Source organism: Hydrogenivirga sp. 128-5-R1-1 (genome assembly GCF_000171895.1).
This window is the reverse complement of sequence record NZ_ABHJ01000224.1, coordinates 1-1,861: the sequence shown is the minus strand read 5'-3', so window position 1 is coordinate 1,861 and position 1,861 is coordinate 1. Positions and strand designations below refer to the sequence as shown.

The 1,861-nt window shown below is 31.6% G+C and carries 2 protein-coding genes; one reads left to right on the top strand and one right to left on the bottom strand.

What is annotated here, in order from left to right:
• Nucleotides 1-74: 74 nt before the first annotated feature.
• Entirely contained in the window at nucleotides 75-1,601 is a 1,527-nt protein-coding gene (locus HG1285_RS18405) for an efflux RND transporter permease subunit (protein WP_008288962.1), read from the bottom strand.
• A gap of 33 nt (nucleotides 1,602-1,634) precedes the next feature.
• On the opposite strand from HG1285_RS18405, the gene HG1285_RS03095 reads away from it, so the two are divergent.
• Nucleotides 1,635-1,861 (top strand): hypothetical protein (locus HG1285_RS03095; protein WP_008288961.1); only part of this gene is annotated, 227 nt, incomplete at its 3' end.

Here is a 1,861-nt window from a genome sequence, read left to right as displayed (position 1 = left end):
AAAGAGGATACAGTTAAGATAAATAAGACAGCCCCTATTTCATAGCTCCATTTAAAAGCTTTAGGTAAGCTTTTCTATAATCTCCATAAAAATTGTTTTTCACTTCCTGGTTTTAATCCAAAGTAAGCTAAAACTGGCATAGTTATTAAAGCTACAAATAGTGAAGATGCAAGGGCAAATATGATTGTTATTGCAAGTGGTTTAAAGTATTTACCTTCAACAGATTCAAAGCTAAATATTGGAAGAAAAACTACCATAATAATTAAAATTGCAAATACAACTGGTTTTGTAATTTCCTGAACAGAAAGTTTAATTATTTCAAGTTTTGCAAGTTTGTCTTTAACTTCTTCTTTATTATGGGATAAGTGTCTGAAAATGTTTTCAATAACAACAACTGTTGCATCTGCAAATAATCCAAGACCTATAGCAAGACCTCCTAAAGACATAAGGTTTGCAGTTAATCCGTAGTATTTCATTAAAATAAACGAAATTAAAAGGGTAAACGGAATAGAAAGTATTACTAAAACAGCTGCTCTAATATTTCCAAGGTATAAAATCATTGCTATAGAAACTAAAATAATCCCTTCAAGTAGGGCTTTCTGGATTGTGGCAAGAGCTTTTTCTGTAAGGTAAGATTGGTCGTAGAGTAATTTTATCTCAACTCCACTTGGCAAAACTTCTTTATTTATTCTGTCAATTTCTGCCTTTAGTTTTTCAACTAATGCTTGGGTGTTTTCTCCAATTCTTTTTAAAACTATGTTCCCCTGAACTTCCTGTCCGTTTAGAGTAAATGCCCCTCTTCTTTGGGGAACTTCACCTTCTACAACTTTTGCAACATCTTTTACTCTTACTACCTGTCCATTGTCAAATTTAACTGGGATATTTTCTATTTGCTCTATACTCGTAATACTTGCAACTGTTCTTATCACAAGGTCGCCTTCGTCTGTTTTTGTGTATCCTCCTCCTGCAAGACCTCCGTTTTTATCAACTGCTTCAAAAATATCATCTAAAGAAAGATTGTATTTTAATAACTTTTCAATATCTGGCTTAACTAAAAATGCTTTTGCTGGTCCCCACTGGACTATATCTTCAACACCGTTTATAGCTTTTAAAATAGGTCTTATTGTCCATTCTTGAATTGCTTTTAGGTCTGTAAGGGAATATTTTCCTGTATTATCAACAAGTGCATACAGTAAAACATTACCAAGACCAGAAGTATTTGGTCCCATTATTGGTACAATTCCTTGTGGTAATTGGCTTTGTGCCTCAGGAAGTTTTTCCATAACAAGTCTTCTATCAAAATAAATATCTGTTCCATCTTTAAAGAATATAGAAACATAGGAAAGCCCTGGGATACTTTCGCTTCTTACTTTTTCAACATCTTTTATTCCAGACATTACAGTTTCTATTCTTTTTGTAATAAGGGCTTCAACTTCCTCTGCAGAATATCCCGGTGCTTCAGTGTATATGTTTACCTGTAGTGGTGTTGGGTCTGGAAAAGTATCAACAGGAATTGTTTTGAATGAGTAGTATCCATAACCTATTAATCCTATTAATGCGAATAAAACTAATAATCTATATTGAAGTATCCAGCTTATCATTTTCTAACCTCCGAAGATGTTAAAATAATTGTTATGAAAGACTTTAAATACGAAGAGCTTAAAGAAATAAGAAGAGGATTTGGAATTATTTTTGTTTTAGTTTTGACATATTTAGGTGATTTATTAAAAGGATATGTTAAAAATCCAAATCCTTCTGAAAAAGAAACAGTTTTAATTTTGTTAACTGGAATTATATTATTAATAATTTTATTAGGTGTAGTAATCTCAACTTTAATAATTGGAAAAAAGGAGACAGTAAA